Origin of the sequence: Stenotrophomonas sp. HMSC10F06, from assembly GCF_001807865.1 — a bacterium.
GTDB classification, from domain to species: Bacteria; Pseudomonadota; Gammaproteobacteria; order Xanthomonadales; family Xanthomonadaceae; genus Stenotrophomonas; species Stenotrophomonas bentonitica_A.
This window is the reverse complement of the sequence record NZ_KV791304.1, coordinates 1-26,291: the sequence shown is the minus strand read 5'-3', so window position 1 is coordinate 26,291 and position 26,291 is coordinate 1. Positions and strand designations below refer to the sequence as shown.

The window sequence follows — 26,291 nt, the reverse complement described above, 5'->3', positions numbered from 1 at the left end:
GCGTAGTTGGCTTCGTAGCCGAGCACGCGGTCAAGCTCCAGCGGGTGGCCGACGTTCTCATGGATGGTCAGGAACAGGTTGGACGGGTCCAGCACCAGATCGTACTTGCCCGGCTTGACCGACGGCGCCTTGAGCTTTTCACGGGCGTGGCGGGCGGCAGCAATGGCATCTTCGACCGGGTCGTAGGAATCGCGGTAGGCGACCACGCCGCCCGGCAACGCGATCTTGCCGCGCGCGTCGCCATCGAGGAATTCGTAGCCCATGCCCATCGGCGAGGACAGCCCGGCGCGCGTACGGAACTTGCCGCTGGCCTTGTCGATCGCGGTGGCGGTGAACGGCAGCCAGATCCGATGCACGTCCTGGTCGATGAACGAGCCGTCGCTGGAGGCGAAGAACTTCTGTTCGTTGACCAGGAACAGGGTGGAGTTGATGAAGTCGGCGCCGGCATTGAGCGCGGCCGCATTCAGCGACAGCAGCATCTCGACCTTGTCCTTGATCGGTACCGCCATCGCGTTCTTGCGGATCGGGGTCTTCCAGCTCACGTCACCCACGCCGGTCACCGGCGCCAGCTGCACCGGGCGGCTCTGGATGCCGGCGTTGGCGCGGGCGATCGCCGCGGCCTGCTCGACCGTGGCCAGCACCGCGGCCGGGGTCTGCTGGTGGGTGGCGGCAAAGCCCCAGGCGCCGTTGACGATCACCCGGATGCCGATGCCCGAGGATTCGCTGTTGGTGACGTTCTGGACGTTGGCCTCGCGGGTGATGATCGCCTGGTTGAGGTACCGGCCGATGCGCACATCGCAGTAGCTGGCACCGGCGCGTTTGGCGGCGGCAAGCGCGGCCTCGGCCAAGGCCTTGCGGCGACCCACATCGCCCGGTTCGAGCAGCTGCTCGGCGGCGATCAGCCGGCCATGCGGCAGTACCAGGCCCGCCAGGCCCATTCCAGACAGCGCTAGAAACTCACGACGTTGCACAGCTCACATCCCCCAAGGACGGCCGGCGGCGCGCAGGCGGCCGGCGTTGGACAAGTCTTCGACTTTCGGTGGCATCGCACAGTGGCACAAGTGACTGCGGTCATGGTTGGATGGACATCGATTCCCTGCCGATGTGACATTGCGATGAGCCAGATACGCTGGTCCGAGGCCTGCGACCGCAACCGCGCGCCGATCCTGGCGGTGCTGCAGCGCCACCTCGCCGACCGCCACCGGGTGCTGGAGATCGGCAGCGGCACCGGCCAGCACGCCGAGTCCTTCGCGGCGGCACTGCCCCACCTGCAGTGGCAGGCGAGCGACCATCCGGATCACCTGCCGGGCATCGCCGAGCGGCTGGACGCCGCGGGCCTGCCCAACACACCGGCCCCGTGGCCGCTGCAGGCCGTGTTGTCCCCCGCGCCCGGGCTCGGGCCGCTGCCGCCGGACGCGCCGTTGGCGTTCGATGCGGTGTTCAGCGCCAACACCCTGCACATCATGAGCTGGGCGCACGTCCAGGCGCTGTTTGCCGGGCTGCCGGCCGTCATGGCGGCCGGTGCCGTGCTCTGTATCTACGGTCCGTTCAATGCCCATGGCGAGTACAGCAGCGACAGCAACCGCCAGTTCGACGCATGGCTCAAGGCGCGGGACCCGGCCTCGGGCATCCGCGACGCCGAGGCGGTGGATGCGCTGGCGGCGGGGGCGGGCCTGCAGCTGATCGAGGACGTGGCGATGCCGGCCAACAACCGCCTGCGGGTGTGGCGGCGCGCCGGCTAGCGCCGACCGCTGGTCGGCCGCGCTTGGTGTCCGGCGCATGCTGCGGTTAGGATCAGGAGGGGAGGTTGTTGTGACAACCTGGGGGAGTTTGCATGGCAATTGCAAGACAGATGGTGGCCGGCGTGATGCTGGCCATGGGGGCGTGTGTGTTCAACGCGTCGGCGCAATCGCTGCCGGCCGTGCAGGAGTTCTACTTCGACAACGACGTGGCGGCCGCCCCGATGGTGGTGGTGCAGGGCCAGGGCGGGGAGCTCGTCGACCAATTGATGAAGCAGCGCGAGCGCGGCCGCAAGAGCCTGGAAGCGACCGTGCAGCTGGCCGGCGTGGCGATCGCGCAGGGCCGGCCCGAGTTGGGGCGCAGTCTGTACGAACAGGCCGCGACGACCGCATCGGCCAGTTCGGTGCCCGGTCGGTCGGTGCGCTGGAACTACGGCTGGGATCTGTTCCGGCTGGGTGAGGCCGACGCGGCGTTGGTGCAATGGACCGCGGCGCAGAACACGCTGCGCGGGAATCCGGCATGGGTGCCGCCCACCTTCGCGCTGGCGCTGTGGACGCTGGGCCGCAAGACCGAAGCCGTGCAGTGGTACGCCGCCGCCGTGCGCACCGAGCCGCAACAGTGGAGTGGGGCCGATCGCTACGCCGAACTGCTGCCTGGTTGGCGCGACAGCGAGCGCAGCACGCTGGCCGAGGTGCAGCGTGCATGGGCCGAGAAGCCACCGGCCTGGCCATGATTCCGCAGGCCGGCCCGTGCAGGCGGGCTGGCCGGCCATAGCGCGGGCGATGCGGGCTTCGACCATGGTCGGAACATGCCATGCAGGCGATTGGGCTAGGCTGTCGCGATGGCTTTCGACGCATTCGCTCTGATCGTGACCATGCTCGGCCTGGGCATGGCGTTCTCGCGCCTGCGCGCGCTGCCGGAGAACACGGCCGATGTGCTCAACCGCATCGTGCTGTACGTGTGCCTGCCGGCGGCGGTGCTGATCTATGTCCCGCGGCTGCATCTGGACACCAGCCTGATCGGGCTGGTCGCCACGCCGTGGCTGTTGATGCTGTGCACGCTCGCACTGGTGAGCCTGGCCACGCGCGCGTTCGGCTTCGCCCGGGATGTGCATGCAGTGCTGCTGATCTGTGTGGCGCTGGCCAATTCCAGCTTCATCGGCTATCCGATGGTGCGTGCCCTGCTAGGCGATCACGCCCTGCCCTATGCGGTGGTCTACGACCAGTTCGGCACCTTCGTGCTGCTGTCCACCTTTGGTCTGTATGTGATCGCGCGCTACAGCGGCGACACCCCGCCCACCGCCGCGCAGATCCTGCTGCGGATCGCGAAGTTCCCGCCGCTGTGGGCGTTGCTGTTCGCGCTGACCCTGATGCCTGAGCAGCCGCCGGGCTGGATCGGCACCGGGCTGAAGCAGCTGGCCGATGCGATGCTGCCGCTGGTGATGTTGGCGGTCGGTTTTTCGATCCAGCTGCGCCTGCCATTGGACGAGCTCAAGCCGCTGGGCATCGGGTTGCTGTTGAAGCTGCTGGTGATGCCGGCGCTGGCGCTGCCGATCTCGTGGGGGTTCGGCCTGCAGGGTGCGATGCTGCAGGCCAATGTGCTGGAGTCGGCGATGCCGACCATGATCACCGCCGCCGCGCTGGCGATGTCACATCGCCTGGCCCCGCGCCTGGCTGCCGCGCTCGTCGGCTACGGCATCCTGCTGTCGCTGGTGACGCTGCCGGCGTGGGTGTGGGTGCTGCAGCGCGGGGCCGGTCTTCCTGGGTCGCCATGATCAGGCAGCCGGCAGCCGGCTGACGGTCGGGCGCTACCCGTCCGCGCTGACGGTGCGCCCGCGGGCCCACTCGCGCAGCGCGGTGACCTGCTCGGCCATCAGCACCGACAACGGCCGGCTGCCGCGGATCTCCTGCATCAGCAGCTGGGTATCCAGCCCGCGTGATTCGGCGTGTGCGGCGTACAGCCCGGCGACCACCGCCTGTTCGATCTCCGCCCCGGAGAATCCGTCCGCCGCGGCCGCCAGCGCCGGCAGCGCGAAATCGTCGGCGTTGAGCTGGCGCTTGCCCAGGTGCAGGCGCAGCAGTTCCACCCGGGTGTTGGCATCGGGCAGGTCGACGAAGAAGATCTCATCGAAACGCCCCTTGCGCAGCAGCTCGGCCGGCAGCTCATGGACCTGGTTGGCGGTCGCGACGATGAACACCGTGCCCTTGCGTTCGGCCAGCCAGGTCAGCAGGTGGCCGAGCACGCGGCGCGAGACGCCACCATCTTCGCCGCCACTGGCCAGGCCTTTCTCGATCTCATCGATCCACAGCACACACGGCGTCAGCTGTTCGGCCGAGGCCAGCGCATCGCGCAGGTTCTTCTCGGTCTCGCCGTGGTACTTGTCATACAGGCTGCCGAAATCCAGCCGCAGCAGCGGCACGCCGAAACCGGCGGCCGTCGCCTTGGCCAGCATCGACTTGCCGCAGCCCTGCACGCCCAGCAGCAGCATGCCCTTGGGCGGGTCCAGGCCCGCCGGGCCGGCGCCGCCGAGGAAGACCGGGCGGCGCTGGTTGACCCAGCGCTTGAGCCGGTTGGCACCGGCCACGTCGGCGAAGCGGGTGGTGTCGTATTCGTAGTGCAGGTGTCCGGCGCGGTTGAGCAGCTCGAACTTGAGCCGGGCCAGCTGCGGCAGGTCGTCCTGGCTGAGCGCACCGTCGGCGAAGATCAGCTGGCGGGCGATCCGCCGCGCGTCGACCAGGCTCAGCCCGCGCAGGTTGTGCAGGATCTTCTGGACCGCCTCGTTGTCCACCTCCACGCGCCGCCCGCCATGTTCGCGGGCATAGGCTTCGGCTTCCTCGCGCAGCATCTTCAACAGCGCGTTGAGGTCGGGCAGGCGCGGATTGAAACGGGTGGCCAGCGCTTCCAGCTCGGCCGGCAGCTCCACCTTGGCCCCGATCAGGACCAGCACGTGGGCCTGGCAGTGGCGCCGCTGGATCAGGTCGCGCAGGGCGCGCTGGTGGCTGGCATAGCCCAGGTAGGGATGGAAATCGAGCAGCAGGTAGATGCCGCGCTGCTCGGCCTGGCGGATCATCTGCAGGGCCGCGCTGGCGTCGGGCGGGCCGACCGGGTCGTCCTCGCGGTCCATGTCGATCCGGCGCAGCCCCTCGGTGATCGACCAGCGGTGCAGGGCGCGCCAGACATGCATCAGGGTCTGCCGGAACAACTCCACCACCCGGCCTTCATCCTGGGTCTCGATGATGATCAGCGGGGTGTTGGCGCGGATCAGCGCGCTCAGGTCCTGTAGTTCGCTCATGCGGGCGGTCAGTCCATTGGAACCATCCACGATAGCAAAGCCGTGGGCGCCGGTTCTGGTTCAGCGCCGCGACTATCTCCGTCACAGGCGCCGGTGTAGGCTGCGGAAACGTTCCCCGGAAGCGAGGCCTGCATGAAGACGATCCTGGTGGCCGGTTCCAAAGGCGGGGTGGGCAAAACCACCGTCGCCACCCACCTGGCGGCGCATTCGGCATTGGAAGGCAAGCGGACCGTCCTGGCCGATGCCGATCCACAGGGCTCCAGCACACGCTGGGCACAACGCCGCTCGGTCCTGGAAAGCGCCGTGCTGCCGATCGACGTGTACCGCAAAAAGAGCTGGGAACGACTGGTTCCCGACGGCACCGACGAAGTCATCATCGATGCGCCGGCCGGTGCGATGGCCGACGATATTCCGCATTTCCTTGACGTTGCCGATGCGGTGGTGGTTCCCGTGCTGCCTTCCGCGCTGGACATCGAAGCCATCGTCGGCTTCCTCAACAGCCTGTCGCGCGTGGCCCGCGTCCATGACCGCAGCCTGCCGGTCGGGTTGGTGCTCAACCGCACCAAACCCTGGACGCAGACCTCGCAGCAGGCGATACAGATGTTGGCCGATTGGCCTTACGAGGTCGTTGCGCAGTTGCGCGACAGCCAGAGCTATGTGGTGATGGTCGGGCTGGGACGGAGTCTGTTCGACTACCGCTCGGCCCAGGTGCGCGAGCACCAGAGTGACTGGGAGCCGCTGTTGAAGTGGCTGAAGAAAGCCTGACACGAGAGATCCCATGCGAGAACTGATACTGCTGCGTCACGCCCATGCCGAAGCCGCCAGCACCGGCCAGGCCGATCTGAACCGCCCGCTGTCGCCGGTCGGTCTGGCCGAAGCCGAGGCCGCCGGCCGCTGGCTGAAGGAAAACAACCTGCTCCCCGACTGCGTGCTCTGCTCGCCGTCGCGGCGTACCCGCGAAACCCTGGAGGCCGTGCTGGGCATCACCGGCTTCGTCGAAAAGCGCCTGGAGGATGCCGTCTACGAGGCCACCCCGGGCACCTTGATGGGGCTGATCGATGCGCGCCGGGACGTCGACCGCCTGCTGGTGGTCGGGCACAACCCGGGCCTGGAACAACTGGTCGCCCTGATGAGCGAGGGCACCAGCAGTGACTACCGGGGCATGCCACCGGGCGGAATCGCGGTCCTGGCCTTCGACCGTGAGGCTGCCATCGAGCCGGGTGTGGCCAGCCTGACCGCCTTCTGGTGGCCGTAACCCGTGTGGGCAGTCCGCGCGGCGTGGGTCGGGCTGCTGTTGATGGCAGGGGCGGCCCATGCCGCCCCGCCCTCATCGGTGCCGGCCGCCACCAGCCAGGCCCTTGCCTTCGATACGGCCACCTCGCGCTTCGGGTTTGAGATCCGGACGCGGCTGGGGCAGCGCATCGAGGGCATCTTCCCCCGCTTTGAAGGCAACATCGAAGTGCTCTCCGACGGCCGCCACCAGGTGCACCTGCGGATGTTCACCCGCTATGTCGAGATTCCCGGCAAGGCGCGCTACACCGGCTGGATGCGGGGCGAGGAGTTCTTCGACGCGGCCCGCTACCCGGTCGTGGAGTTCGACTCGCTGCCCTACTGGCCCGAGGTGGTCGACAAGGGGGGCAGCATCCAGGGCCGGCTGATCCTGCGCGGGGTCAGCCACCCGGAAACGCTGCGGGTCGAGCCGCCGCAGTGTGCCCGGGCCGGGTATGATTGCGACGTGGTCAGCCGCGGTACCGTCCAGCGTGGCCGGTATGGAATGGACAGCTGGCAGCTTGCCCTGAGTGATCGAGTGACCTTTGTATTGCGTGCGCGTCTGAGCGAGGCGCCGAAACCGTGAACCCATTGCTGCGTCTGTTGGTGCTGGCAACGCTGTTGCTGGGCAGCGGCTGTGCTTCGCTGTCCAACGCCGAGCGCGACCGTGCCGCCGGCATCGCCGTACAGGCGCGTTCGACCGTGGTCGATTGCGCCCAGCCGGACCGCTGCGCGCTGGATTCGCCGCTGCGTGCCCTCGGTGGCCGCGCCTTCGCCGAATCGCACGCCGGCCAGCCGCGGCACTACGCTACCATCCTCGACGAAGGGGAAGTTTCCCTCGTCGCGCGCTTGAACCTGATCCGCAGCGCCACGCGCAGCATCGACCTGCAGACCTACATCTTCGACAAGGACGACAGCGCCCGGCTGGTCCTGGACGAACTGCAGGCGGCCGCACGCCGCGGGATCAAGGTGCGGGTGCTGATCGACCAGCTCTCGGCGATCTCCGACCTGGAGATCCTCGGCGCCCTGTCCGGCAGCCATGCCAACTTCGAACTGCGGGTCTACAACCCGACCTTCGGCAAGGCGCGCCTGAACTACTTCGATTACGCCGCCAGCGTGGTGTGCTGCTTCCGCCGTTTCAACCAGCGCATGCACAACAAGCTGCTGGTGGTCGACGATGCACTGGGCGTGGTCGGTGGGCGCAACTACCAGGACGACTATTACGACTGGGACAGCGAGTACAACTTCCGCGACCGCGATGTGATCGTGGCCGGCCCGGAAGTGCGTGAGATGGCCGCCAACTTCGATGCGTTCTGGCGCGCGCCGCGCAGTGTGCCGGCCGAGCGCCTCAACGATGTCGGCCGCACGCTGCTCCGCCAGGGCGTGCCGACCATGCCGCCGGCCGACTTCCGGCGGCCCGAGCGGGTCGAGCGGGTCAGTGAAGAGGCCGACGATCCGGACTACGTGCGCCGCACCTTCGTCGATACCGCCCTGCCGGTGGCCTCGGTGCAGTACGTCGCCGATCTGCCGCGCAAGCATCGCCGCGAACGTGCCAGCCAGCCGGCCAACGGCCAGCACGTGACCGAGCCGCAGCTGGATGCGCTGATCGCCAGCGCACTGTCCGAGGTGCTGCTGCAGACGCCGTACCTGGTGTTGTCCAAGCCGGCGCAGCGCCTGTTCCGCGACCTGCGCAAACGCGAGCAGGCACCGCGCGTGGTGGTGTCCACCAACAGCCTGGCCGCCACCGACAACCCGATCGTCTACGCGCTGTCCTACAAGTACAAACGCCGCAACCTGCGTGAGCTCGGGTTCAACATCTACGAGTTCAAACCGTTCCCGCTCGATGCCCCGGTGGACTACCGCAACCTGCTGCCGGCACCGCTGGGTTCCGAGACGCCGCCGTCGCAGGGCAAGCGCAGCAGTCTGCTCGGGGGCAGCGCGGCCGGCAGCAATGCGCGCGGTGGCAGTGACGGCCGTGCCAGCGATGGCCCGCGCCGTGGCAACGCCGACCGCAACAGCGCCAGCGGGCGCCGCCGCAGTACCGATGGCAGCGAAGTGGAGCGCCGCGTGCTGCGTGCTGAAACCCGGCCCTCGTTCCTGGGCACCAAGGCGGTCAACAAGCCGCTGCCGGTCACCCGCAAGGGCGCCCGCATGGGCCTGCATGCCAAATCGATGGTGGTGGATCGCCGCATCGGCGTGATCGGCACCCACAACTTCGACCCGCGCAGCGAGAACTACAACACCGAAGGGGCGGTGATCATCGATGACCCGGTGTTCGCCGAGGCGCTGGCGCAGAGCATCCTGCGCGACATCCACCCGCAGAACTCCTGGGTGGTCGCGCCGCGTGCCAAGCCGCCGGTCCTGTCCGGCCTGAACTACAGTGTCGGCAAGGCCTCCGAGGCGCTGCCCGTGCTCGATTTCTGGCCGTGGCGCTACGCCACCGATTACGAGTTCCAGCCCGGGCCCGAGTGCCCGGATCCGCTCAAGCGGCAGGACCCGGCCTTCCACACCTGCTACGTCGCCGTCGGGGATTTCCCCGAGGTGAATGTCGGGCCGAAGTGGCTGCTGGTGCGCATGCTCACCGCCTTCGGCGCCGGGCTGGTTCCGATTCTGTAAATCTGCAACCCCACGGAGAAGCTGCATGCCCCAGGTATTCCGCGACGCGGTGTCGATCCAGGCGCTCAACACGCTCAGCCGCAACACGCTCATCGAGCACCTGGGCATCGTGTTCACCGCCGCGGGCGAGGACTGGATCAGCGCCACCATGCCGGTGGACGAACGCACCCGCCAGCCGTACGGCATCCTGCATGGCGGGGCATCGGTCGTGCTGGCCGAAACCCTCGGCAGCAGCGCCGGCAACCTGTGCGTGGATACCACCAGGGAGGTCTGCGTCGGGTTGGAGATCAATGCCAACCACATCCGCGCGGTGCGCGCCGGCACGGTCACCGGCACTGCGCGTGCGGTCCATGTGGGGCGCAGCACCCAGGTGTGGGACATCCGCATCGAGGACGCGGCCGGCAAGCTGGTCTGCACGTCGCGGTTGACCCTGGCGGTGGTGCCCGCGGTGCGCCCGGGCTGATCGCACGCATGGCACGGATGCTGTGTTGCGTGGCTCATGACAGTGCGCCGGCGCATGTGCGCACGGCCGTTGTGCCGCCGGTGGCCGTTGGCTTGACAGCGTGCGGCGGCTGGCTTGGGCCTGCCATCGATTTGTCCGGATTCCGCTGGCAGAGCCTGCGGCGCTCGGGTATCGTTCGCGGATGAATTCCCCCACTCCGGCCTCACGTGGCGGCGTGGCGCGTGTGTGCCGTTACCTGTACCGCGTACCGCTGCTGCTGGTCCACCTGTTACTGTTCCTGCCGATGCTGCTGATCGCCATGCTGCCGCCGTGGGGGCGCGTGCGCGTGGGCCAGCGCACGTTCGAGCATGCGGCGGTGAACGCCTGGTCGGGCGGGCTGATGTGGATCTTCGGCTTCCGCCTGCACCGGATCGGCACACCGCTGCCGGGTGCGGTGCTGTTCGTGGCCAACCATGTCAGCTGGGTCGATATTTCGATGCTGCACAGCCAGCGCATGATGGGCTTCGTGGCCAAGCAGGAGATCGCCGGCTGGCCGGTGGTCGGCTGGCTGGCCGCGCGCGGGCAGACCATCTTCCACCAGCGCGGCAGCACCGAGTCGCTGGGTGGGGTGATGCAGGAAATGGTCGTGCGCCTGCGCGAGGGCAAGGCAGTGGGCGTGTTCCCGGAAGGGCGCACCCGCGGTGGCCATGAAGTCGGCCCCTTCCATGCGCGCATCTTCCAGGCCGCGGTCGAGACCCAGGTCCCGGTGCAGCCGGTCGCGTTGCGCTACGGCTGGCGCGGTGACGCGCAGACCATTGTCGCGTTCGGCCCGAAAGAGAGTTTCTTCGCCAACTTCCTGCGTCTGCTGGGAGAGCCGGCACGGCGGGCCGAGGTGCACTTCCTCGCGCCCATTGATACCCACGATCTGGAAGGCCGTCGCCGCATCGCGGAAACCTCGCGCGCGCGCATCCTGGCGGCCATGTCCGCCGAGTAAGCGGTGGTGGTCCTTCACACGCCAGCGTCGCGGCCGGGAGCAGGCTCGCGCCCATGTTGACCGCTGCCGACTATCACCCCCCGCGTTGGCTGCGCAACCCGCACCTGCAGTCGATGCTCAGCTCGAGCCGGATACGGATGCAGCGCGGGCTGGTGCTGCTGGCGGCGACCGGCGCGCACACCGACGAGCTGATCCTCGATGGCGGTGAAGGCGTGCGCCTGCAGGGCTGGCACAGCTACCTCCAGGGGCGCCAGCCGGTCGGCATGGCGCTGCTGCTGCATGGTTGGGAAGGCAGTGCCGAATCGAGCTACATGCGCATGACCGCCGCGCGGCTGCTGGAAGAAGGCTACGACGTGGTGCGGCTGAATTTCCGCGACCATGGCAATACCCACCACCTCAACCCGGGCATCTTCCACTCCAACCGCATCGATGAAGTGGTGCACGCAGCCGGTGACATCGCCCGCCGCTGGCCCGAGCTGCCGCTGGTCGCCGCCGGCTATTCGCTGGGCGGCAACTTCGTGCTGCGCCTGGCCCTGCGCGCGCCCTCGGCCGGCGTGCCGCTGCGCCGCGTGGCCTCGGTGTGCCCGGTGCTGGACCCGGCGATCACGATGGAGAGCATCGAGAACGGCCCGGCGATGTACGACTGGTACTTCCGGCGCAAATGGGCCGGCTCGCTGCGTCGCAAGCGCGATCTGTTCCCCGAGCTGAGCGACTGGGACGACCGCGTGCTCAAGCTGGACATCCGCGCGCTGACCGCCTGGCTGGTCGAGCACCACACCGAGTTCGGTTCGCTGCAGGCCTACTTCGATGGTTACTCCATCGCGGGCGACCGCCTGGCCGGGCTGCAGGTGCCGGCCGACATCCTGATGGCGCAGGATGACCCGGTGATCCCGTTCGCCACCTTCAACGGCTGGCGGCTGCCGGCCCACGCCCACCTGGAAATCGCCCCGTGGGGTGGCCACTGCGGCTTCCTGGAAAACTGGCGTGGTGATGGCTTCTCCGAACGCTGGGTGGCCCAGCGGCTGCGGATCGAGGCGAACACGCCGGCCTGACAGCCGTTCTGGCCGGCCGGCCCCGCTACAATCGGGGTTTGCCCTCGAGTTCGGACCGTCATGCAAGACCAGATTCTCCAAGCCCTGCGCCGCAATGCGGTGGACGATGCCGTGCAGCTGGCGCGCGAGTGGATCGCGGCCGAGCCGGAGCAGCCGCAGGCGCACCGCTGGCTGTCGCTGTCGCTGCAGCAGCAGGGCCAGTTCGATGACGCGCTGGCCAGCCTGCAGCAGGCCCTGACGCTGGCGCCGGACAACGCCGACCTGCATCTGCAGCAGGCCGGCCTGTTGCTGGCCCTGCGCCAGTTCGACGCGGCCGGCTCGGCGCTGGACCGCACCGCCGAACTCAACCCCAACGAACTGTCCGCGTACGTGATGCAGGCGCACCTGGCACTGGCCCGCAATGATGTGGACGACGCCGACCGCCTGACCCGCCTGGGCCTGCGCGTGGATGAGGAACATCCGGAACTGGCCGCCCTCTCGGGCATGGTCGCGCTGCGCCGGGGTGAGGTGGATCGCGCGCTGGCCCAGCTCTCGGCGGCCAGCCAGGCGCTGCCGGATGATGCCCGGGTGCTTTACGCACTGGGCTTTGCCTACCTGGGCAAGGACATGCTGGCCTTCGCCGAGCAGGCCTTCCGCCGGGTACTTGCCCTGAATCCGGCCACCACCGCCCTGCAGGGGCTGGTCGTCCAGCTCGCGCTGCGCCAGGGCAACCTGGAGAGCGCAGCGGACATGATGCGCCAGGTCCTGGCCGTGCCCGGCGGCGATACGCCGGCCATGCGCCGCCTGGCCGGCGAGCTCGAACTGCAGGCCGGCCAGCCGTTGCAGGCGCTGGAGCACCTGCTGCCGGTGCTGGCGCAGTGGCCCTCCGATCGGCACACGCTGCAGCTGCTGCTGATGGCGTGGCAGCGCCTGGGCCGTGAACAGCAGGCCCGCGAGACGCTGGATGCGACCTTGGCCGATCATCCCGAGGTGCATGACCTGTGGATGGCGCGCCTTACCGTGGAACCGGTGGGTGGCCCGGAAGCGGTGGCCGTGGGCGAACGCTGGCTGCAGGCCATGCCGGAGCACCTGCCGGCACTGGAAACGCGTTTGCGCCTGCACGACATGAACAACGAAGCCGACCAGGCCGAGGCCGTGGCCGAGCGCATCGTCGCGCTGGAGCCGGGCCGGGTTTCCGGTGAAGTGCGCCTGGTCGATGGACTGCTCACGCGTGAGCCGGCTGCCGCGATCGCGCGCGTGCAGGCGCTGCTGGACACGGCCCCGGAGGATGCCCGGGCGGGGCTGCGCGCCTGGCTGGGCTCTGTGCAGGACCGTGCCGGCCAGTACCAGGATGCGCTGCGGACGTGGGTCGACCTGCATGCGGCCGAGGCGCCGCAGCGCCTGCCGCTGCCGCCGCAGGCCAAGGCACCGCTGAGCTGGCCGGACCTTGCGCCGGTGGCTGAAGACAATGCGATCGCCCCGCTGTTCATCTGGGGCGCACCCGGCTCCGGCGTTGAACGCGTGGTCGCCGCGATGGCCGCCGCCAGCCCGGTGATGCGTGGTGACCGCTTCGGGCCGACGCCGCCCAACGATCCCTTCCAGCGCTATCACACGCTGCAGGAGCTCTCGACCGGCAAGCTCACGCCCGAGGCACTGGTGGAGCAGTGGCGCAGCCAGTTGCCAGCCCGGGGCATCGCCGACGGGGCGGTGATCGATTGGCTGCTGTGGTGGGACAACGCGCTGCTGTGGGCGCTGCGCCCCCAGCTGCCGGAGGCACGCCTGGTCATCGTGCTGCGCGACCCGCGCGACATGCTGCTGGAGTGGATCGCCTTCAGTGCCCCGGCCCCGCTCGCGGTGACCTCGGTGCACGAAGCGGCCGAATGGCTGGCGCGTGCGCTGGCCCAGGTCGCCACCCTGCACGAGCAGAGCCTGTACCCGCACGCGCTGTTGAAGATCGACGAGATCGGCAACGATCCGCAGGCGATGGCCGAGTACCTCGGTGCCCACTTCGGCATGCGTTTCCCGCCGGCCGGCACGCTGGGCCCGGCCCGCATGGCCCCCGGCCACTGGCGCGATTACCGCGAGGTGATGGGGCCGGCGTTCGCGCTGCTGACCTCGGTCGCGGTGCGCCTGGGTTACCCGGAAGAATGAGGAGACCTGTATGCATCTGAGCAGTGACAGCATCACCAACGGCCAACCGATCGCCGCCACCTTCGCGGCCGGCGATGCCGAAGGCTTCGCCCCCAACCGCAACCCGCAGCTGGCCTGGCACGATGTGCCGGCCGGCACCCGGTCGTTCGCGCTGCTGTGCATCGACCCGGATGTGCCGACCGTGCCCGATACGGTCGGCCGCCAGGATTGCACGGTGCCACGCGATCAACCGCGTGCGCACTTCGCGCACTGGGCGATGGCCGATATTCCGGCCGATGTGCGCGCGCTGGCCGCGGGCAGCTGCAGCGACGGCTTCACCGTGCGCGGCAAGACCCAGCCGGCCGGCCCGGCGGGCAGCCGCCAGGGCCTGAACGATTTCACCGGTTGGTTCGCCGGCAATCCGGACATGGCCGGCCAGTACCTGGGCTATGACGGCCCGTACCCGCCGTTCAACGACGAGCGCGTGCACCGCTACTTCTTCCGCGTGTTCGCGCTGGACGTGGCGCAGCTGGAGCTGCCCACGCCGTTTACGGCTGCCGATGTGCTGCATGCGATGCACGGGCACGTGCTGGCCGAAGCATCGCTGCATGGCACGTATACGTTGAACCCGGCGCTGGCGTGATCCCCCGGTGGGTGCCGACCGTTGGTCGCCACCACATCCGGTAGATGCCGACCGTTGGTCGGCGTTACATCCGGTAGGTACCGACCGTTGGTCGGTACTGCGCTGTCGGGAGCCGGCCAGCGGCCGGCACTACAGTCCGGAGCCCGCCAGCGGCCGGCACTACAGGATGAAGAAGGGCGGCCAGCGGCCGCCCTTCTGCGTTCTTATTTCTTCTCGTTCGCCGACTCGACCACCATGTCCAGCACGTAAGCGTTGGACGAGGCATCGGCCGGTGGGTTGGCGATCGTGTAGCGCTTCACGCGCACCACGTTGCGCACGCCGTCTTCGTGGGTGTAGCCCTCGATGACGTCGTAGAAGTTCTGCCACTCGCCCGGCTCGCCCTGCTTGATGCCGTTGGCGTCGTAGCGGATCTCGCGCGTCTGCAGGCACTGCTTGTCGCGGATCAGCGGGTGCGGGCACGGCTTGGTCTGCGCGGCCACCTCCAGGAACACCGTTTCGCCTTCGCCGCCGTAGCGGGTCTCAGCGGTCGGCTCCGGGGTGAACACCAGCACATCGCCGTTGGCGGTACGCAGGGTCAGCTGGCCGGCATCGCCCAGCTCGGTCTTGAGCGCGCCTTCCAGGCGGCTGCCGACGGCCTGGTCCAGCGCCATCAGGTTCTTGTCGGTGCAGGCCATCATGGTCGAGGCCATCGGCGAGACGGTCAGCGAACCATCGGCCAGCGTGTAGCCCCCGCCCATGCGGTTGCAGGTGTTGCTGATCGCGATGCGGTCATCCTTGAAGTCCAGCGTGACCGGCTTGTCGGCGCGGGCGAACAGCGCATCGATGCGCTTGCCGCTTGCATCGGTGGCCGATTCCAGGCGCCAATGGCTGCCCTGCAGGCGCTGCACATCCAGGCGGGCCACGGCAGCCTGGTCGGCGGCGGCGGTCGGTGCCGGGGCGAGGTCATCGCGGCCGGCCGGGGCGGTGGAAGGGTTGCTGCAGGCGGCCATCAGGGCCAGCGGCAGCATCAGCATCAGGGTGCGTTTCATGTACATCTCCTTGGGAACCTGGGGAAAAACGCCGACGCGCCCCCAACGGGGTCAGGTCGGCGCCGGGCCGTTCAGTTGCCAGCGGGCAACCAGAGCAGCAAGGCCGCGCCCAGTGCGATGCGGTAGACCGCGAACGCCGTGAACTTGTGCGACTTGATGTAGCCCAGCAACCACTTCACTACGATGAAGCCGGTGACGACCGCGGCAAGGAAGGCCACGCCGACGTCGGTCCAGTTCTCACTGGCGAGCTTGCCGTCCTTGGCCAGTTCCAGGAAGGCATAGCCGCTGGCGGCGAACATGGTCGGGATGCCGACCAGGAACACGAACTCGGTGGCTTTCGCGCGGCGGCTCAGGCCGAACAGCATCGCGATGAAGATCGCCGCCGCCGACCGCGAGGTGCCCGGGAACACACCGGCCACCACCTGCGCCACACCGACCAGGATGGCGACCTTCCAGGTCACCTCATCGCGCTCGGGCAGGCGTGCGGTGTAGGCCTCCACCAGGATCATCCACAGGCCGCCGATGATCAGTGCCCAGGCTACCGGCGTGACCGTCTCCGGCAGTTCCCAGCCGGCCAGGCGGACCGGCAGGCCGACCACGGCGGTGACCAGGAAGGCGGTGCCGAGCTTGAGCACGTAATCGCGGTTGGCGCGCTCATGCAGGCCGGTCGCCAGGGTCCACAGCCGCTGCCGGAACACCAGCGTGATCGCCAGGATCGCGCCGGCCTGGATGATGATGTTGAAGAAGTCCGAGCGTGCGCCCAACCAGTGCTGGGCGATCAGCAGGTGGCCGGTGCTGGAGATCGGCAGGAATTCGGTGAGGCCTTCAAGAATGCCCAGAAGGAGGGCGGAGAGCAGGTCGGACATCGGGGGGCTGGGGCTCGGAATGGGTGAAATCGGGAGGCAGCATAAAACATCCGCGTCCCGCACCAAATGTGTGCGTGGTGCAGGGCGCGCACTATTTTGGTGCGGATAGCCGTGCACTGCGGGGTCGGGCAGCCCAGTGAAATCAAGGGTTTGTGAAGTCTGAAAAGTTGGCACGGGGATTGCTCTATCCACTCAGGCAATCACCCATCTGAGGTTTCACCGATGTCCGTGGAAAATGTTGAGAAGCTGATCAAGGACAACCAGATCGAGTTCGTCGACCTGCGTTTCGTCGATATGCGTGGTATCGAGCAGCACGTCACCTTCCCGGTCAGCATCGTGGAGCCGTCGCTGTTTGAAGAAGGCAAGATGTTCGATGGCAGCTCGATCGCCGGCTGGAAGGGCATCAACGAGTCGGACATGGTCCTGCTGCCGGACCCGTCCAGCGCCTACATCGACCCGTTCTACGCCGACCCGACCCTGGTCATCAGCTGCGACATCCTCGATCCGGCCACCATGCAGCCGTACGGCCGCTGCCCGCGCGGCATCGCCAAGCGCGCCGAGGCCTACCTGAAGTCCTCCGGCATCGCCGAGCAGGCCTTCTTCGGTCCGGAGCCGGAGTTCTTCATCTTCGATTCGGTCCGCTTCGCCAACGACATGGGCCACACCTTCTTCAAGATCGATTCCGAAGAAGCGGCCTGGAGCACCGGTGACAAGTACGACGGCGCCAACAGCGGCTACCGTCCGGCCGTCAAGGGCGGCTACTTCCCGGTCCCGCCGACCGATTCGCTGCACGACCTGCGTGCGGAAATGTGCAAGACCCTGGAACAGGTCGGCATCGAAGTGGAAGTGCAGCACCACGAAGTGGCGACCGCCGGCCAGTGCGAAATCGGCACCAAGTTCAGCACCCTGGTGCAGAAGGCCGATGAACTGCTGCGCATGAAGCACGTCATCAAGAACGTTGCCCACCGCAACGGCAAGACCGCCACCTTCATGCCCAAGCCGCTGGTCGGCGACAACGGCAGCGGCATGCACGTGCACCAGTCGCTCTCCAAGGGCGGCACCAACCTGTTCTCCGGTGATGGCTACGGCGGCCTGAGCCAGCTGGCGCTGTGGTACATCGGCGGCATCTTCAAGCACGCCAAGGCGATCAATGCCTTCGCCAACTCCGGCACCAACAGCTACAAGCGCCTGGTCCCGGGCTTCGAAGCCCCGGTGATGCTGGCCTACTCGGCCCGCAACCGTTCCGCCTCGTGCCGCATTCCGTGGGTGTCCAACCCGAAGGCGCGCCGCATCGAAATGCGCTTCCCCGATCCGATCCAGTCCGGCTACCTGACCTTCACCGTGCTGATGATGGCCGGCCTGGACGGCATCAAGAACCAGATCGACCCGGGCGCACCGAGCGACAAGGATCTGTACGACCTGCCGCCGGAAGAAGAGAAGCTGATCCCGCAGGTCTGCTCCTCGCTGGACCAGGCCCTGGAAGCGCTGGACAAGGACCGCGAGTTCCTCAAGGCCGGTGGCGTGATGAGCGACGACTTCATCGACGGCTACATCGCGCTGAAGATGCAGGAAGTCACCAAGTTCCGCGCGGCGACCCACCCGCTCGAGTACCAGATGTACTACGCGAACTGAGCAACAGGTGACGATGACGAAGGATTTCCCTCCCACCCTTCGTCATCGTCGCCGCTTTTCCGGCTGGGGAGCCGGCAAGGCGACCATGTTGTAGAGCGGACCGTCGGTCCGCTGAAAAAGGTAGAGCGGACCGTTGGTCCGCTCTACCACCAGGGGCAAGAGACCGGACGCGTGTCATGGGCCCTTCCTCCCTCCCGCGTCACCGCTGGCGTCGCCCTTCGGGCGTCGGCAACGGCGTGGCCCATGCAACGTTCGGCGCAACGACCGGCGGCCATGTGCAAGTGGCCGCCGGTTGACCTGACATCGGCCCCATGCGGGCCGGTTCCATCCACCATCGGGATATGCGCATGAAACTGATCTCCGCCATCATCCGGCCGTTCAAGCTCGACGAGGTCCGCGAGGCCCTCTCCGACGCTGGCGTGTCGGGCATCACCGTGACCGAAGTCAAAGGCTTCGGGCGCCAGAAGGGCCACACCGAGTTGTATCGCGGCGCGGAGTACGTCGTGGATTTCCTGCCGAAGATCAAGATCGAGACCGTCGTGACCGACGATCGCCTGGAGGCCGTGGTCGAGGCCATCCAGACCGCGGCCGGCACCGGCAAGATCGGCGACGGCAAGATCTTTGTCACCGCGGTCGAACAGGTCGTCCGCATCCGCACCGGCGAAATCGGCGCTGACGCGCTCTAACCCCACTCGGAGCCCACAATGAAGACCTCTTTGTTCACCGGGTGGCAAGCCCGGTTCCATGCCGTGTGCCTGATGATGGTGCTCAGCGCGCTGGCCGTCGGTGCCTTCTCCACCAGTGCGCACGCCCAGGCCCAGGTTACCCCGGCACCGTCGGAGACGGTCGCGGTCGAGCCGCTGCCGGCCACGCCGGAAGCCACGGCCGCCCCGGTCGCCGAAGCCGCCGCGGCGGCCACGTTCGATCACGGCGATGTCGCCTGGATGCTCACCTCCACCCTGCTGGTGCTGCTGATGGTGGTGCCGGGCCTGGCCCTGTTCTACGGCGGCCTGGTGCGCTCCAAGAACGTGCTGTCCATCCTCAGCCAGATCCTGGTGGTGTTCTCGCTGGTGCTGATGCTGTGGGTGGCCTACGGCTACAGCGCGGTGTTCAGCCAAGGCAACGCCTTCTTCGGCTCGTTCACCGAGTTCGCCTTCCTCAAGGGCTTCGGCCCGGATACCGTCGGCAACACGCCGATCGCCGGCCTGCCGGACTACCTGTTCGTCGCCTTCCAGTCGACCTTCGCCGGCATTACCACCGCGCTGATCGTCGGTGCGTTCGCCGAGCGCATCAAGTTCAAGGCCGTGCTGCTGTTCTCGGCCCTGTGGTTCACCCTGAGCTACATCCCGATGGCGCACATCGTGTGGGGCGGCGGCTATCTGGGTGAGATGGGCGCGATCGACTTCGCCGGTGGCACCGTGGTCCACATCAATGCCGGCGTGGCGGGCCTGGTGGGGGCGTACTTCGTCGGCAAGCGCATCGGCTACGGCCAGACCGCATTGAAGCCGCACAACGTGCCGTTCACCTACATCGGCGCGATGCTGCTGTGGGTGGGCTGGTTCGGCTTCAACGCCGGCTCGGCCGCCGCCGCCGACACCGTCGCCTCGCTGGCCTTCATCAACACCATCCTCGCCACCGCCGCCGCGGTACTGGGCTGGACCCTGGTCGAAGCGGTCAGCAAGGGCAAGCCGTCCGCGCTGGGCGCTGCCTCCGGCGCCGTCGCCGGCCTGGTCGGCATCACCCCGGCCTGCGGCACCGTCGGCCCGCTGGGCGCGATCGTGATCGGCCTGGTCGCCGGCGTGGTCTGCGTCTGGGGCGTCACCGGCCTCAAGCGCCTGCTCAAGGTCGATGACACCGCCGATGTGTTCGGCGTGCACGGCATCGGCGGCATCGTCGGTGCGCTGCTCACCGGTGTGTTCAGCGCGCAATCGCTGGGCGGCACCAAGGCCGACCTGGACATCGGCCACCAGGTCTGGGTGCAGCTGGTCAGCGTCGGCTTCACCATCGTCTGGTGTGCCGTAGCCACCGTGCTGATCCTGCTGGTGGTGCGCATGGTGTTTGGCCTGCGCGTCACTGAAGAAGCAGAGCGCACCGGCCTGGACGTCACCTCGCACGGCGAGTCGGCCTACGAGGCCTGATCCGCGCGCGCTACCGCATTAGAAACGAGAGAGATGTTCTACCTTTGCCGGCGGCCTTCGGGTCGCCGGTTTTTTGTGGGCGCCTGCCGGGCATTACCGTGCTTTGGCAGCTGATCGTGCAATCACGCACAATGCAGGCATGCACGTGACCCGTACTTCCCTCGCACTGCTCGCCCTTCTGCTGCTCGCCGCCTGCGCCAGCACCGAGGTCCGCAGCCCGCTCGCCACCTGGGTGCCGTCGCCGAACCACAACGCGCGCGCGCCGGTGGTGATCGTGCTGCACCACACCGATCAGCATTCCGTGCAGCAGAGCCTGGACACGCTGCGCAGCGCCAACAGCGGCGGCAAGGTCAGTTCGCACTATCTGGTCGGGGCCGATGGCCACATCTACCAACTGGTCGGCGATGACCGGCGCGCCTGGCATGCCGGTCCCGGTCGCTGGGGGACGATCACCGATCTCAACTCGGCCTCGATCGGCATCGAGATCGACAACGATGGCGACACGCCGTTCGCACCGGCACAGATCGCGGCCCTGATCCGCCTGCTGGATGACCTGTGCACGCGCCTGCGCATTCCGCCCAGCCAGATCATCGCGCATGCCGATCTGGCCCCCTCGCGCAAGCAGGATCCCAGCCGTTTCTTCCCGTGGCAGCAACTGGCCGAAGCCGGTTTCGGCGTATGGCCGCGCGCAGCCGATGGCCCGGCACCGGCCGGCTTTGATGCCTGGATGGCCCTGCAGGCCTTCGGCTACCCGATGGACGACCGGGCGGCCGCCGTCGGCGCCTTCCATCGCCGCTTCCGCGGGCGCGACGATCTTCCCGCAGATCTTGATGCCGAAGACGCCCGCATCCTGCACTCGCTGCTGCTGCAACAGGAACGCCGCCCATGAAGTCCGATTCCCTTCGCCACGCACTCAAGCACGCCGCGCTGTCGGGGGTCGGGTTGGCCATGTTGAGCGCCTGCGCGGTCGCGCCGCAGCGCCCTGCGTCATCGCCAGCGACCGTGCCCACCAGCACCTACGCAAAGACGAGTTGGAACGCATTGCCCGCCGTCGCGGACGCCGATCTGCAGGCCGGCTTCGCCGCCTGGCGCAGTGCCTGCCCGCGCCTGAAGACAGAGGCCAACTGGGCACCCACCTGCGCCGCGGCCGCCAAGGTTGCCACCACGCCGGCCGCCATCCGCCAGTTCCTGCAGGCGAATCTCGACGTCTATGCCCTGCGCGCCGGTGGCAACCGGGCCGATGGCCTGATCACCGGTTACTACGAGCCGATCTATGCCGGCAGCCTCACCCGCACCGCCAAGGCGGCGGTGCCGGTGTACGGTGTGCCCGACGACATGATCAGCGTCCAGCTCGAGAGTCTTTATCCCGAACTCAAGGGCAAGCGCCTGCGCGGACGCGTGGAAGGGCGCGTGCTCAAGCCGTATGACGATGCCGCGCGGATCGCCGCGAACGGCGTCAAGGCACCCGTACTGGCCTGGCTGACCAGCCCGATGGACCTGCAGTTCCTGCAGATCCAGGGATCGGGCCGCGTCCAGCTGGCCGATGGCCGTCAGCTGCGGATCGCCTACGCCGACCAGAATGGCCATCCCTATCGCCCCATCGGCCGCTGGCTGGTGGAGCAGGGTGAACTGAAGCAAGCCGACGTCAGCATGGCCGCCATCCGCGCCTGGGCCGATGCCCACCCGACCCGTGTGCCCGAACTGCTTGCCAGCAATCCCAGCTATGTGTTCTTCACCCGCGGCCCGGACAGCGACGAAGGCCCGCGCGGCTCGTTGAACGTGCCGCTGACCGCCGGCTACAGCGTTGCCGTGGATCGCAACGTGGTGCCGTTGGGCAGCCTGCTGTGGCTGTCCACCACGCGCCCGGGCGGCACCGCGCTGGTGCGCCCGGTCGCCGCGCAGGATACCGGCGGTGCCATCACCGGTGAGGTCCGCGCGGACCTGTTCTGGGGCACCGGCGATGCGGCCGGCGAACTGGCGGGGCACATGAAGCAGAAGGGCACGATCTGGATGTTGTGGCCGAAGGGCGTGGCGTTGCCGAAGGCGCCGGTCACGGCGAACTGACGACGCGCGGATCTGGTGGAGGCGGGTATACGTGCGGTTGTTGCAGCGCCCGGGAGGGCTCATGAAGGTCAAACGCATCATCGCCAATATCGCCGCGTCCGATCCGTCCGCCGCGGACAGTTTCTATCGGGACATCCTCGGCCTGGAGCTGGTCATGGATCACGGCTGGATCCGCACCTATGCGGGATCCGCGGATATGACCGTCCAGGTGAGTGTGGCGTCCGAAGGCGGCTCCGGTACCGCCGTGCCCGATCTCTCCATCGAGGTCGACGATCTGGACGAACTGCTTCGTCGGGTGAACGCGGCCAACCTCCCCATCGCCTATGGCCCAGCCAACGAACCGTGGGGCGTGCGTCGGTTCTACCTCCGCGATCCGTTGGGCCGGCTGGTCAACATCCTGCAGCATGCGTGAGCGAGGCAGGAAACCGGGATCAACAGGCTTGCCGTTTTGCACTACATTGGTGCAATGACCACCGCGCTCCCGCCTCCCGCCCTCGACGCCCTCGGCACCCCGGTCGCCTGGGCCGATGCCAGTGGCCGCCTGGTGGGCTGCAATCCCGCCTTCGCGCGCTGGCTGGGCGTGAGCGTGCGGCGCTTGCTGGGCCAGCCGATGGCCTCGCTGGAGGCCCAGGGCGACGCCCTGGCCCACTTCCTGGCCCGTGACGAGCGCGACACCCTGCGCCTGCACCGGCTGGCCCTGGCGCTGCCGGGCGATGCGCCGCGCTTTGCCGAGGGCTGGCTGAGCCGCTGGGACGAGGGTGGCTGGTTGCTGGAGGCGCATCCGGTCGATGAATTCCCGGGGCTGGATCCCACGCAGGCGCTGCCCAGCGCGCTCAGTGCCGCGCTCAAGGGTCTGGCGCACGAGCTGCGTAACCCGCTGGCCGGGTTGAAAGGCGCGGCCCAGCTGCTGGCACGGCGCAACGCGCAACGCGATCCGGACGAGCGTGAACTGATCGAGCTGATCGGCTCGGAGATCGAACGCCTCAACGGCCTGCTCGAGCAGCTGCTGTCGCCGGCGCCGGCCGCGCCGCATGCAGCGCTCAACATCCATGCCTCGCTGGAGCGCGTGCTGCGCCTGGCCGAGAGCGAGGGTGGCTGGGCCGTCCGGATGCAGCGCGATTACGACCCCAGCATTCCCGAGTTCGATGGCGACGCCGACCGCCTCACCCAGGCCGTGTGGAACCTGGTCCGCAATGCGATCCAGGCCGGTGCGGGCACCGTCACCCTGCGCACGCGCGTGGAGCACGGCGTGCGGATCACCGATCAGCTGCACCCGCTGGCACTGCGGCTGGAAATCGCCGATGACGGCCGTGGCGTGCCCGAAGACCTGGCCGAGCACCTGTTCCTGCCGCTGGTCAGTGGTCGTGCCGAGGGCACCGGGCTGGGCCTGGCGCTGGCGCAGCAGGTCGCGCGCGAGCATCGCGGCACCCTGACCTACCGCTCGCGCCCGGGCCATACCGTATTCACCGTGCTGCTGCCGATCGGGCAGGGCACCCCCGCCGAGGACACCGCCACTCATGGCTGACCAGGTCGATACCACTGCCCACCGCGTCTGGGTGGTCGACGATGACCGCGCGGTGCGCTTCGTGCTGTGCACCGCGCTGCGCGAGGCCGGCTACCGTGTCGAAGGGTTCGACGGTGCGGCTGCCGCGCTGGCGATGCTCGCCGAGCAGGTGCCGCCGGATCTGCTGTTCACCGATGTCCGCATGCCCGGCGATGATGGGCTGGTGTTGCTCGACAAGCTCAAGGCAGCGCATCCGCAGCTGCCGGTGATCGTGATGTCGGCCTATACCGATGTGGCGAGCACCGCAGGTGCCTTCCGCGGCGGTGCACAGGAGTTCCTGTCCAAGCCATTCGATCTGGACGATGCGGTCGCCCTGGCGCAGCGCGTCCTGCCGGCCCCGGATGTCACCTTGGCCGAGCCGAGCGAGACCGCCAGCACGATACCGCCCGATCAGCGTCCGCAGCTGGTCGGCGATACGCCGGCGATGCGCGCGCTGTTCCGCGCGATCGGGCGCCTCGCGCAGGCGCCGTTGTCGGTCTTGATCAACGGCGAAACCGGCACCGGCAAGGAGCTGGTCGCGCATGCGCTGCACCACGAGTCGCCGCGCGTGCAGGGGCCGTTCGTCGCCCTCAATACCGCGGCGATTCCGTCCGAGTTGCTGGAGAGCGAGCTGTTCGGCCACGAGGCGGGTGCGTTCACCGGTGCACAGCGTCGCCATATCGGCCGCTTCGAGCAGGCCAATGGCGGCACCTTGTTCCTGGATGAAATCGGCGACATGCCGTTGCCGCTGCAGACGCGCCTGCTGCGCGTCCTGGCCGAGGGCGAGTTCTTCCGCGTCGGCGGGCGCGAGTTGATCCGGGTCGATGTGCGTGTGATCGCCGCGACCCATCAGGATCTGGAAACGCTGGTCGCGCAGGGGCGCTTCCGCGCCGATCTGCTGCACCGGCTGGATGTGGTGCGGTTGCGATTGCCACCGCTGCGTGAGCGTCGCGACGATGTCGCGCAACTGGCCGAGACCTTCCTGGCCGCGGCCGCGCGCAAACTGGATACGCCACCCAAGCGGCTGACCGCGGCGGCGCTGCAGGCGCTGCGCGAACACGATTGGCCCGGCAACGTGCGTGAGCTGGAGAACGTGTGCTGGCGCATGGCGGCGCTTGCCGCGGCCGACAGCATCGGCGTGGCCGATGTGGACAGCGCACTGCACCGCGGTGCCGGCGCACCGCGCTCGCGCAGTGCCGGCGATCCGGGGCAGTGGGAAACGTTGCTCTCGGCATGGGCGCGCCAGCGTCTGGCCGAAGGTGCCGAAGGCCTGCACGCGCAGGTGCGTGACCGGGTCGACCAGGCCCTGCTCGAAGCGGCGCTGCAGATCACCCACGGCCGCCGTGCCGAGGCCGCCGCGCGGCTGGGCATGGGCCGCAACACCCTGACCCGCAAGCTCGGCGCCGGCCGCCGTCGCGGCGGATGAACCGCATGTCCACACCGCGTGTGCGCCATGTCCGGGCCGCTTTCATGGCCTGTGGACGAGCACACGGTTAGTTTGCAACCAAGGAGTCTTCCCATGCGCAGTTCCCATGTCGTCCTCGCTGCGGCGATCACGGTCGGTCTGGCCGCCTGCGGCAGCACACCGCCGCCGCGCCCCGTCGCCCCCGTCGTACCGGTGGTCAGCACCGCGCAGATGGCCGAGGCCAACCTGTCGCCGGCCTCGGCCAGTCTGGTCAGTGGTCGCCTGGCGCTGGTGCCGGATGCCCGCGGCGTGCACATCACCGGGGTCATCGGTGGCCTGCAGCCGCTGCAGGTGGCCGGGTTCCACGTGCATGAGCGCGGCGACTGCAGTGCGGTCGACGCGAGCAGCGCTGGCGCGCATTTCAATCCCGCCGGTCAGCCGCACGGCCGCAACAGTGCCGGTGCGCATCACGCCGGTGACATGGACAACCTGCGCGCCGATGCGCAGGGTCGCGTCAATGTCGACATCCGCCTGCCAGCGGTTACGCTTGGCGGCGGCGCAGCCACCGATATCGCCGGGCGTGCACTGATCGTGCACGCCAACGCCGACGATTACCGCAGCCAGCCGGCCGGCAACGCCGGCGCCCGCATTGCCTGCGGCGTCATCCGGGTCGTGCGCTGATCGCGCCCTCCCACGACGTCGTTTCTATCAACGCTACCCGCAAGGAGATCCACATGCGCCTGATCCACACCACGCTGTTCGCTGCCATCGCCGCGCTCGGCCTGACCGCCTGCAACAAGCCGGCCGACACCACCCCTGAAGCCCCCCCGGCCGCCGAAGCCACTGCCGCCCAGCCGACCGCTGAAGCGACCCCCGAGGCACCGCCGGCGATGACCAGCGAAGCCCATGCCAACCACACCGCCAGTGCCGATCTCGCGGCCACCCAGGGCAATGACGTCAAAGGCACCGTGACCTTCAGCGTCGTTGACGGCAAGGTGCACGTGAAAGGCCAGGTCAGCGGCCTGAAGCCGAACAGCGAGCACGGCTTCCACATCCATGAGAAGGGCGACTGCAGCGCGCCGGACGGCGCCAGCGCCGGCGGCCACTTCAACCCGGGCCAGGAAGACCATGGCAGCGTGGCCAGCGAACCGCATCACGGCGGCGACATGCCCAACATCAAGGCCGACGCCCAGGGCAACGCCGTGGTCGACGCCCCGGTGTCGACCAACGTCAACATCGGCAAGGGGGATGGCTTTGACATCATCGGCCGCGGCTTGATCGTCCATGCCGACGCGGATGACTACAAGACCCAGCCGACCGGCAATGCCGGTGCGCGCCTGGCCTGTGCGGTGATTAAAGCGGCCCCGTAATCCGGGCCGTGTTTGACGAAAAACGCCGGCGAACGCCGGCGTTTTTTTTGAACGTTGGTAGCAACTGTGTTGCTGGAGGAGCTTCAGC

General features: G+C 68.3%; 26 protein-coding genes. 22 read left to right on the top strand and 4 right to left on the bottom strand.

The window, feature by feature from the left end; all coding sequences use genetic code 11:
- The coding region (locus HMPREF3113_RS19035; protein ID WP_302622521.1) for a PmbA/TldA family metallopeptidase at window positions 1-971 on the bottom strand (971 nt) is incomplete at its 3' end.
- 144 nt (window positions 972-1,115) lie between these two features.
- Between HMPREF3113_RS19035 and HMPREF3113_RS15600 the strand changes: the two genes are divergently transcribed.
- The 3 genes from HMPREF3113_RS15600 to HMPREF3113_RS15590 all read left to right on the top strand — a co-directional run bounded on the left by HMPREF3113_RS15600 (window position 1,116) and on the right by HMPREF3113_RS15590 (window position 3,514).
- A complete protein-coding gene (locus HMPREF3113_RS15600; protein WP_019184923.1) occupies window positions 1,116-1,742 on the top strand; it encodes a DUF938 domain-containing protein in 627 nt (208 codons plus the stop codon).
- 92 nt (window positions 1,743-1,834) lie between these two features.
- Complete coding sequence (locus tag HMPREF3113_RS15595) at window positions 1,835-2,473, top strand: tetratricopeptide repeat protein (RefSeq protein WP_019184922.1); 639 nt, start codon at window positions 1,835-1,837, stop codon at window positions 2,471-2,473.
- A gap of 108 nt (window positions 2,474-2,581) precedes the next feature.
- Window positions 2,582-3,514, top strand: a complete 933-nt coding sequence (locus HMPREF3113_RS15590; RefSeq protein WP_070473826.1) for an AEC family transporter — start codon at window positions 2,582-2,584, stop codon at window positions 3,512-3,514.
- A 33-nt stretch (window positions 3,515-3,547) separates the two neighbouring features.
- On the opposite strand, the gene HMPREF3113_RS15585 is transcribed toward HMPREF3113_RS15590, so the two are convergent.
- Entirely contained in the window at window positions 3,548-5,032 is a 1,485-nt protein-coding gene (locus tag HMPREF3113_RS15585; RefSeq protein ID WP_070473824.1) for an AAA family ATPase, read from the bottom strand.
- Between the two features lie 132 nt (window positions 5,033-5,164).
- On the opposite strand from HMPREF3113_RS15585, the gene HMPREF3113_RS15580 reads away from it, so the two are divergent.
- From HMPREF3113_RS15580 to HMPREF3113_RS15540, 9 genes are all read left to right on the top strand, one after another.
- On the top strand, window positions 5,165-5,797 hold the full coding sequence (locus tag HMPREF3113_RS15580) for a ParA family protein (RefSeq protein ID WP_019184919.1): 633 nt from the start codon (window positions 5,165-5,167) through the stop codon (window positions 5,795-5,797).
- 13 nt (window positions 5,798-5,810) lie between these two features.
- Entirely contained in the window at window positions 5,811-6,287 is a 477-nt protein-coding gene (locus HMPREF3113_RS15575) for a SixA phosphatase family protein (protein WP_070473822.1), read from the top strand.
- A gap of 42 nt (window positions 6,288-6,329) precedes the next feature.
- The gene (locus tag HMPREF3113_RS15570; RefSeq protein WP_051010531.1) at window positions 6,330-6,887 is read left to right on the top strand and encodes a YceI family protein; all 558 of its coding nucleotides are present in this window, start codon (window positions 6,330-6,332) and stop codon (window positions 6,885-6,887) included.
- The gene (locus HMPREF3113_RS15565) at window positions 6,884-8,917 is read left to right on the top strand and encodes a phospholipase D family protein (protein WP_070473820.1); all 2,034 of its coding nucleotides are present in this window, start codon (window positions 6,884-6,886) and stop codon (window positions 8,915-8,917) included. Before HMPREF3113_RS15570 ends, HMPREF3113_RS15565 begins: the two co-directional genes overlap by 4 nt.
- A 25-nt stretch (window positions 8,918-8,942) precedes the next feature.
- On the top strand, window positions 8,943-9,380 hold the full coding sequence (locus HMPREF3113_RS15560; RefSeq protein WP_019184915.1) for a hotdog fold thioesterase: 438 nt from the start codon (window positions 8,943-8,945) through the stop codon (window positions 9,378-9,380).
- A gap of 181 nt (window positions 9,381-9,561) precedes the next feature.
- Window positions 9,562-10,353, top strand: coding sequence for a lysophospholipid acyltransferase family protein (locus HMPREF3113_RS15555; protein WP_019184914.1), 792 nt, complete (start codon window positions 9,562-9,564; stop codon window positions 10,351-10,353).
- A gap of 56 nt (window positions 10,354-10,409) precedes the next feature.
- Window positions 10,410-11,405 carry a YheT family hydrolase gene (locus tag HMPREF3113_RS15550; RefSeq protein WP_175440364.1) on the top strand — a complete coding sequence of 332 codons (996 nt, stop codon included), beginning with the start codon at window positions 10,410-10,412 and terminating at the stop codon, window positions 11,403-11,405.
- Between the two features lie 60 nt (window positions 11,406-11,465).
- The gene (locus tag HMPREF3113_RS15545) at window positions 11,466-13,535 is read left to right on the top strand and encodes a tetratricopeptide repeat protein (RefSeq protein ID WP_070473816.1); all 2,070 of its coding nucleotides are present in this window, start codon (window positions 11,466-11,468) and stop codon (window positions 13,533-13,535) included.
- A gap of 10 nt (window positions 13,536-13,545) precedes the next feature.
- Entirely contained in the window at window positions 13,546-14,157 is a 612-nt protein-coding gene (locus HMPREF3113_RS15540; protein ID WP_019184911.1) for a YbhB/YbcL family Raf kinase inhibitor-like protein, read from the top strand.
- Window positions 14,158-14,360: 203 nt separating this feature from the next.
- Here HMPREF3113_RS15540 and HMPREF3113_RS15535 read toward each other — a convergent pair whose 3' ends face one another.
- Window positions 14,361-15,185 carry an META and DUF4377 domain-containing protein gene (locus HMPREF3113_RS15535; RefSeq protein ID WP_026070061.1) on the bottom strand — a complete coding sequence of 275 codons (825 nt, stop codon included), beginning with the start codon at window positions 15,183-15,185 and terminating at the stop codon, window positions 14,361-14,363.
- A 71-nt stretch (window positions 15,186-15,256) separates the two neighbouring features.
- Window positions 15,257-16,051: an undecaprenyl-diphosphate phosphatase gene (locus HMPREF3113_RS15530; RefSeq protein ID WP_026070060.1), complete on the bottom strand. Its 795-nt coding sequence runs from the start codon at window positions 16,049-16,051 to the stop codon at window positions 15,257-15,259.
- Window positions 16,052-16,273: 222 nt separating this feature from the next.
- Here HMPREF3113_RS15530 and glnA point away from each other — a divergent pair, with 222 nt between their 5' ends.
- The 10 genes from glnA (at window position 16,274) to HMPREF3113_RS15480 (ending at window position 26,203) form a co-directional block, all read left to right on the top strand.
- The gene (glnA, locus tag HMPREF3113_RS15525; RefSeq protein WP_019184908.1) at window positions 16,274-17,683 is read left to right on the top strand and encodes a type I glutamate--ammonia ligase; all 1,410 of its coding nucleotides are present in this window, start codon (window positions 16,274-16,276) and stop codon (window positions 17,681-17,683) included.
- A gap of 347 nt (window positions 17,684-18,030) precedes the next feature.
- Complete coding sequence (locus HMPREF3113_RS15520; RefSeq protein WP_019184907.1) at window positions 18,031-18,369, top strand: P-II family nitrogen regulator; 339 nt, start codon at window positions 18,031-18,033, stop codon at window positions 18,367-18,369.
- Window positions 18,370-18,387: 18 nt separating this feature from the next.
- Entirely contained in the window at window positions 18,388-19,821 is a 1,434-nt protein-coding gene (amt, locus tag HMPREF3113_RS15515; RefSeq protein WP_070473814.1) for an ammonium transporter, read from the top strand.
- Between the two features lie 139 nt (window positions 19,822-19,960).
- Complete coding sequence (locus HMPREF3113_RS15510) at window positions 19,961-20,710, top strand: N-acetylmuramoyl-L-alanine amidase (RefSeq protein ID WP_070473812.1); 750 nt, start codon at window positions 19,961-19,963, stop codon at window positions 20,708-20,710.
- Between the two features lie 59 nt (window positions 20,711-20,769).
- Window positions 20,770-21,885, top strand: a complete 1,116-nt coding sequence (locus HMPREF3113_RS15505) for a murein transglycosylase A (RefSeq protein WP_254427820.1) — start codon at window positions 20,770-20,772, stop codon at window positions 21,883-21,885.
- A 61-nt stretch (window positions 21,886-21,946) separates the two neighbouring features.
- Complete coding sequence (locus HMPREF3113_RS15500; RefSeq protein ID WP_070473808.1) at window positions 21,947-22,297, top strand: VOC family protein; 351 nt, start codon at window positions 21,947-21,949, stop codon at window positions 22,295-22,297.
- 54 nt (window positions 22,298-22,351) lie between these two features.
- Window positions 22,352-23,410, top strand: coding sequence for a two-component system sensor histidine kinase NtrB (locus HMPREF3113_RS15495; protein WP_070473806.1), 1,059 nt, complete (start codon window positions 22,352-22,354; stop codon window positions 23,408-23,410).
- Complete coding sequence (ntrC, locus tag HMPREF3113_RS15490; RefSeq protein WP_070473803.1) at window positions 23,403-24,854, top strand: nitrogen regulation protein NR(I); 1,452 nt, start codon at window positions 23,403-23,405, stop codon at window positions 24,852-24,854. The genes HMPREF3113_RS15495 and ntrC overlap by 8 nt, the downstream gene beginning before the upstream one ends.
- A gap of 93 nt (window positions 24,855-24,947) precedes the next feature.
- Window positions 24,948-25,514: a superoxide dismutase family protein gene (locus HMPREF3113_RS15485; protein ID WP_070473801.1), complete on the top strand. Its 567-nt coding sequence runs from the start codon at window positions 24,948-24,950 to the stop codon at window positions 25,512-25,514.
- Between the two features lie 53 nt (window positions 25,515-25,567).
- Window positions 25,568-26,203 (top strand): superoxide dismutase family protein, encoded by a 636-nt coding sequence (locus HMPREF3113_RS15480; RefSeq protein WP_070473799.1) that lies wholly within the window; start codon window positions 25,568-25,570, stop codon window positions 26,201-26,203.
- The last annotated feature ends 88 nt before the right edge of the window (window positions 26,204-26,291 follow it).

Coding starts and splice junctions, on each gene's coding strand:
- HMPREF3113_RS15495 (WP_070473806.1), top strand. CDS start 22,352: ATGACCACCGCGCTCCCGCCTCCCGCCCTCGACGCCCTCGGCACCCCG.
- HMPREF3113_RS15535 (WP_026070061.1), bottom strand. CDS start 15,185: ATGAAACGCACCCTGATGCTGATGCTGCCGCTGGCCCTGATGGCCGCC.
- HMPREF3113_RS15570 (WP_051010531.1), top strand. CDS start 6,330: ATGGCAGGGGCGGCCCATGCCGCCCCGCCCTCATCGGTGCCGGCCGCC.
- HMPREF3113_RS15505 (WP_254427820.1), top strand. CDS start 20,770: ATGTTGAGCGCCTGCGCGGTCGCGCCGCAGCGCCCTGCGTCATCGCCA.
- HMPREF3113_RS15540 (WP_019184911.1), top strand. CDS start 13,546: ATGCATCTGAGCAGTGACAGCATCACCAACGGCCAACCGATCGCCGCC.
- glnA (WP_019184908.1), top strand. CDS start 16,274: ATGTCCGTGGAAAATGTTGAGAAGCTGATCAAGGACAACCAGATCGAG.
- HMPREF3113_RS15590 (WP_070473826.1), top strand. CDS start 2,582: ATGGCTTTCGACGCATTCGCTCTGATCGTGACCATGCTCGGCCTGGGC.
- HMPREF3113_RS15580 (WP_019184919.1), top strand. CDS start 5,165: ATGAAGACGATCCTGGTGGCCGGTTCCAAAGGCGGGGTGGGCAAAACC.
- HMPREF3113_RS15510 (WP_070473812.1), top strand. CDS start 19,961: ATGCACGTGACCCGTACTTCCCTCGCACTGCTCGCCCTTCTGCTGCTC.
- ntrC (WP_070473803.1), top strand. CDS start 23,403: ATGGCTGACCAGGTCGATACCACTGCCCACCGCGTCTGGGTGGTCGAC.
- HMPREF3113_RS15575 (WP_070473822.1), top strand. CDS start 5,811: ATGCGAGAACTGATACTGCTGCGTCACGCCCATGCCGAAGCCGCCAGC.
- HMPREF3113_RS15530 (WP_026070060.1), bottom strand. CDS start 16,051: ATGTCCGACCTGCTCTCCGCCCTCCTTCTGGGCATTCTTGAAGGCCTC.
- HMPREF3113_RS15485 (WP_070473801.1), top strand. CDS start 24,948: ATGCGCAGTTCCCATGTCGTCCTCGCTGCGGCGATCACGGTCGGTCTG.
- HMPREF3113_RS15600 (WP_019184923.1), top strand. CDS start 1,116: ATGAGCCAGATACGCTGGTCCGAGGCCTGCGACCGCAACCGCGCGCCG.
- HMPREF3113_RS15585 (WP_070473824.1), bottom strand. CDS start 5,032: ATGAGCGAACTACAGGACCTGAGCGCGCTGATCCGCGCCAACACCCCG.
- HMPREF3113_RS15560 (WP_019184915.1), top strand. CDS start 8,943: ATGCCCCAGGTATTCCGCGACGCGGTGTCGATCCAGGCGCTCAACACG.
- HMPREF3113_RS15480 (WP_070473799.1), top strand. CDS start 25,568: ATGCGCCTGATCCACACCACGCTGTTCGCTGCCATCGCCGCGCTCGGC.
- HMPREF3113_RS15595 (WP_019184922.1), top strand. CDS start 1,835: ATGGCAATTGCAAGACAGATGGTGGCCGGCGTGATGCTGGCCATGGGG.
- HMPREF3113_RS15500 (WP_070473808.1), top strand. CDS start 21,947: ATGAAGGTCAAACGCATCATCGCCAATATCGCCGCGTCCGATCCGTCC.
- HMPREF3113_RS15520 (WP_019184907.1), top strand. CDS start 18,031: ATGAAACTGATCTCCGCCATCATCCGGCCGTTCAAGCTCGACGAGGTC.
- HMPREF3113_RS15545 (WP_070473816.1), top strand. CDS start 11,466: ATGCAAGACCAGATTCTCCAAGCCCTGCGCCGCAATGCGGTGGACGAT.
- amt (WP_070473814.1), top strand. CDS start 18,388: ATGAAGACCTCTTTGTTCACCGGGTGGCAAGCCCGGTTCCATGCCGTG.
- HMPREF3113_RS15555 (WP_019184914.1), top strand. CDS start 9,562: ATGAATTCCCCCACTCCGGCCTCACGTGGCGGCGTGGCGCGTGTGTGC.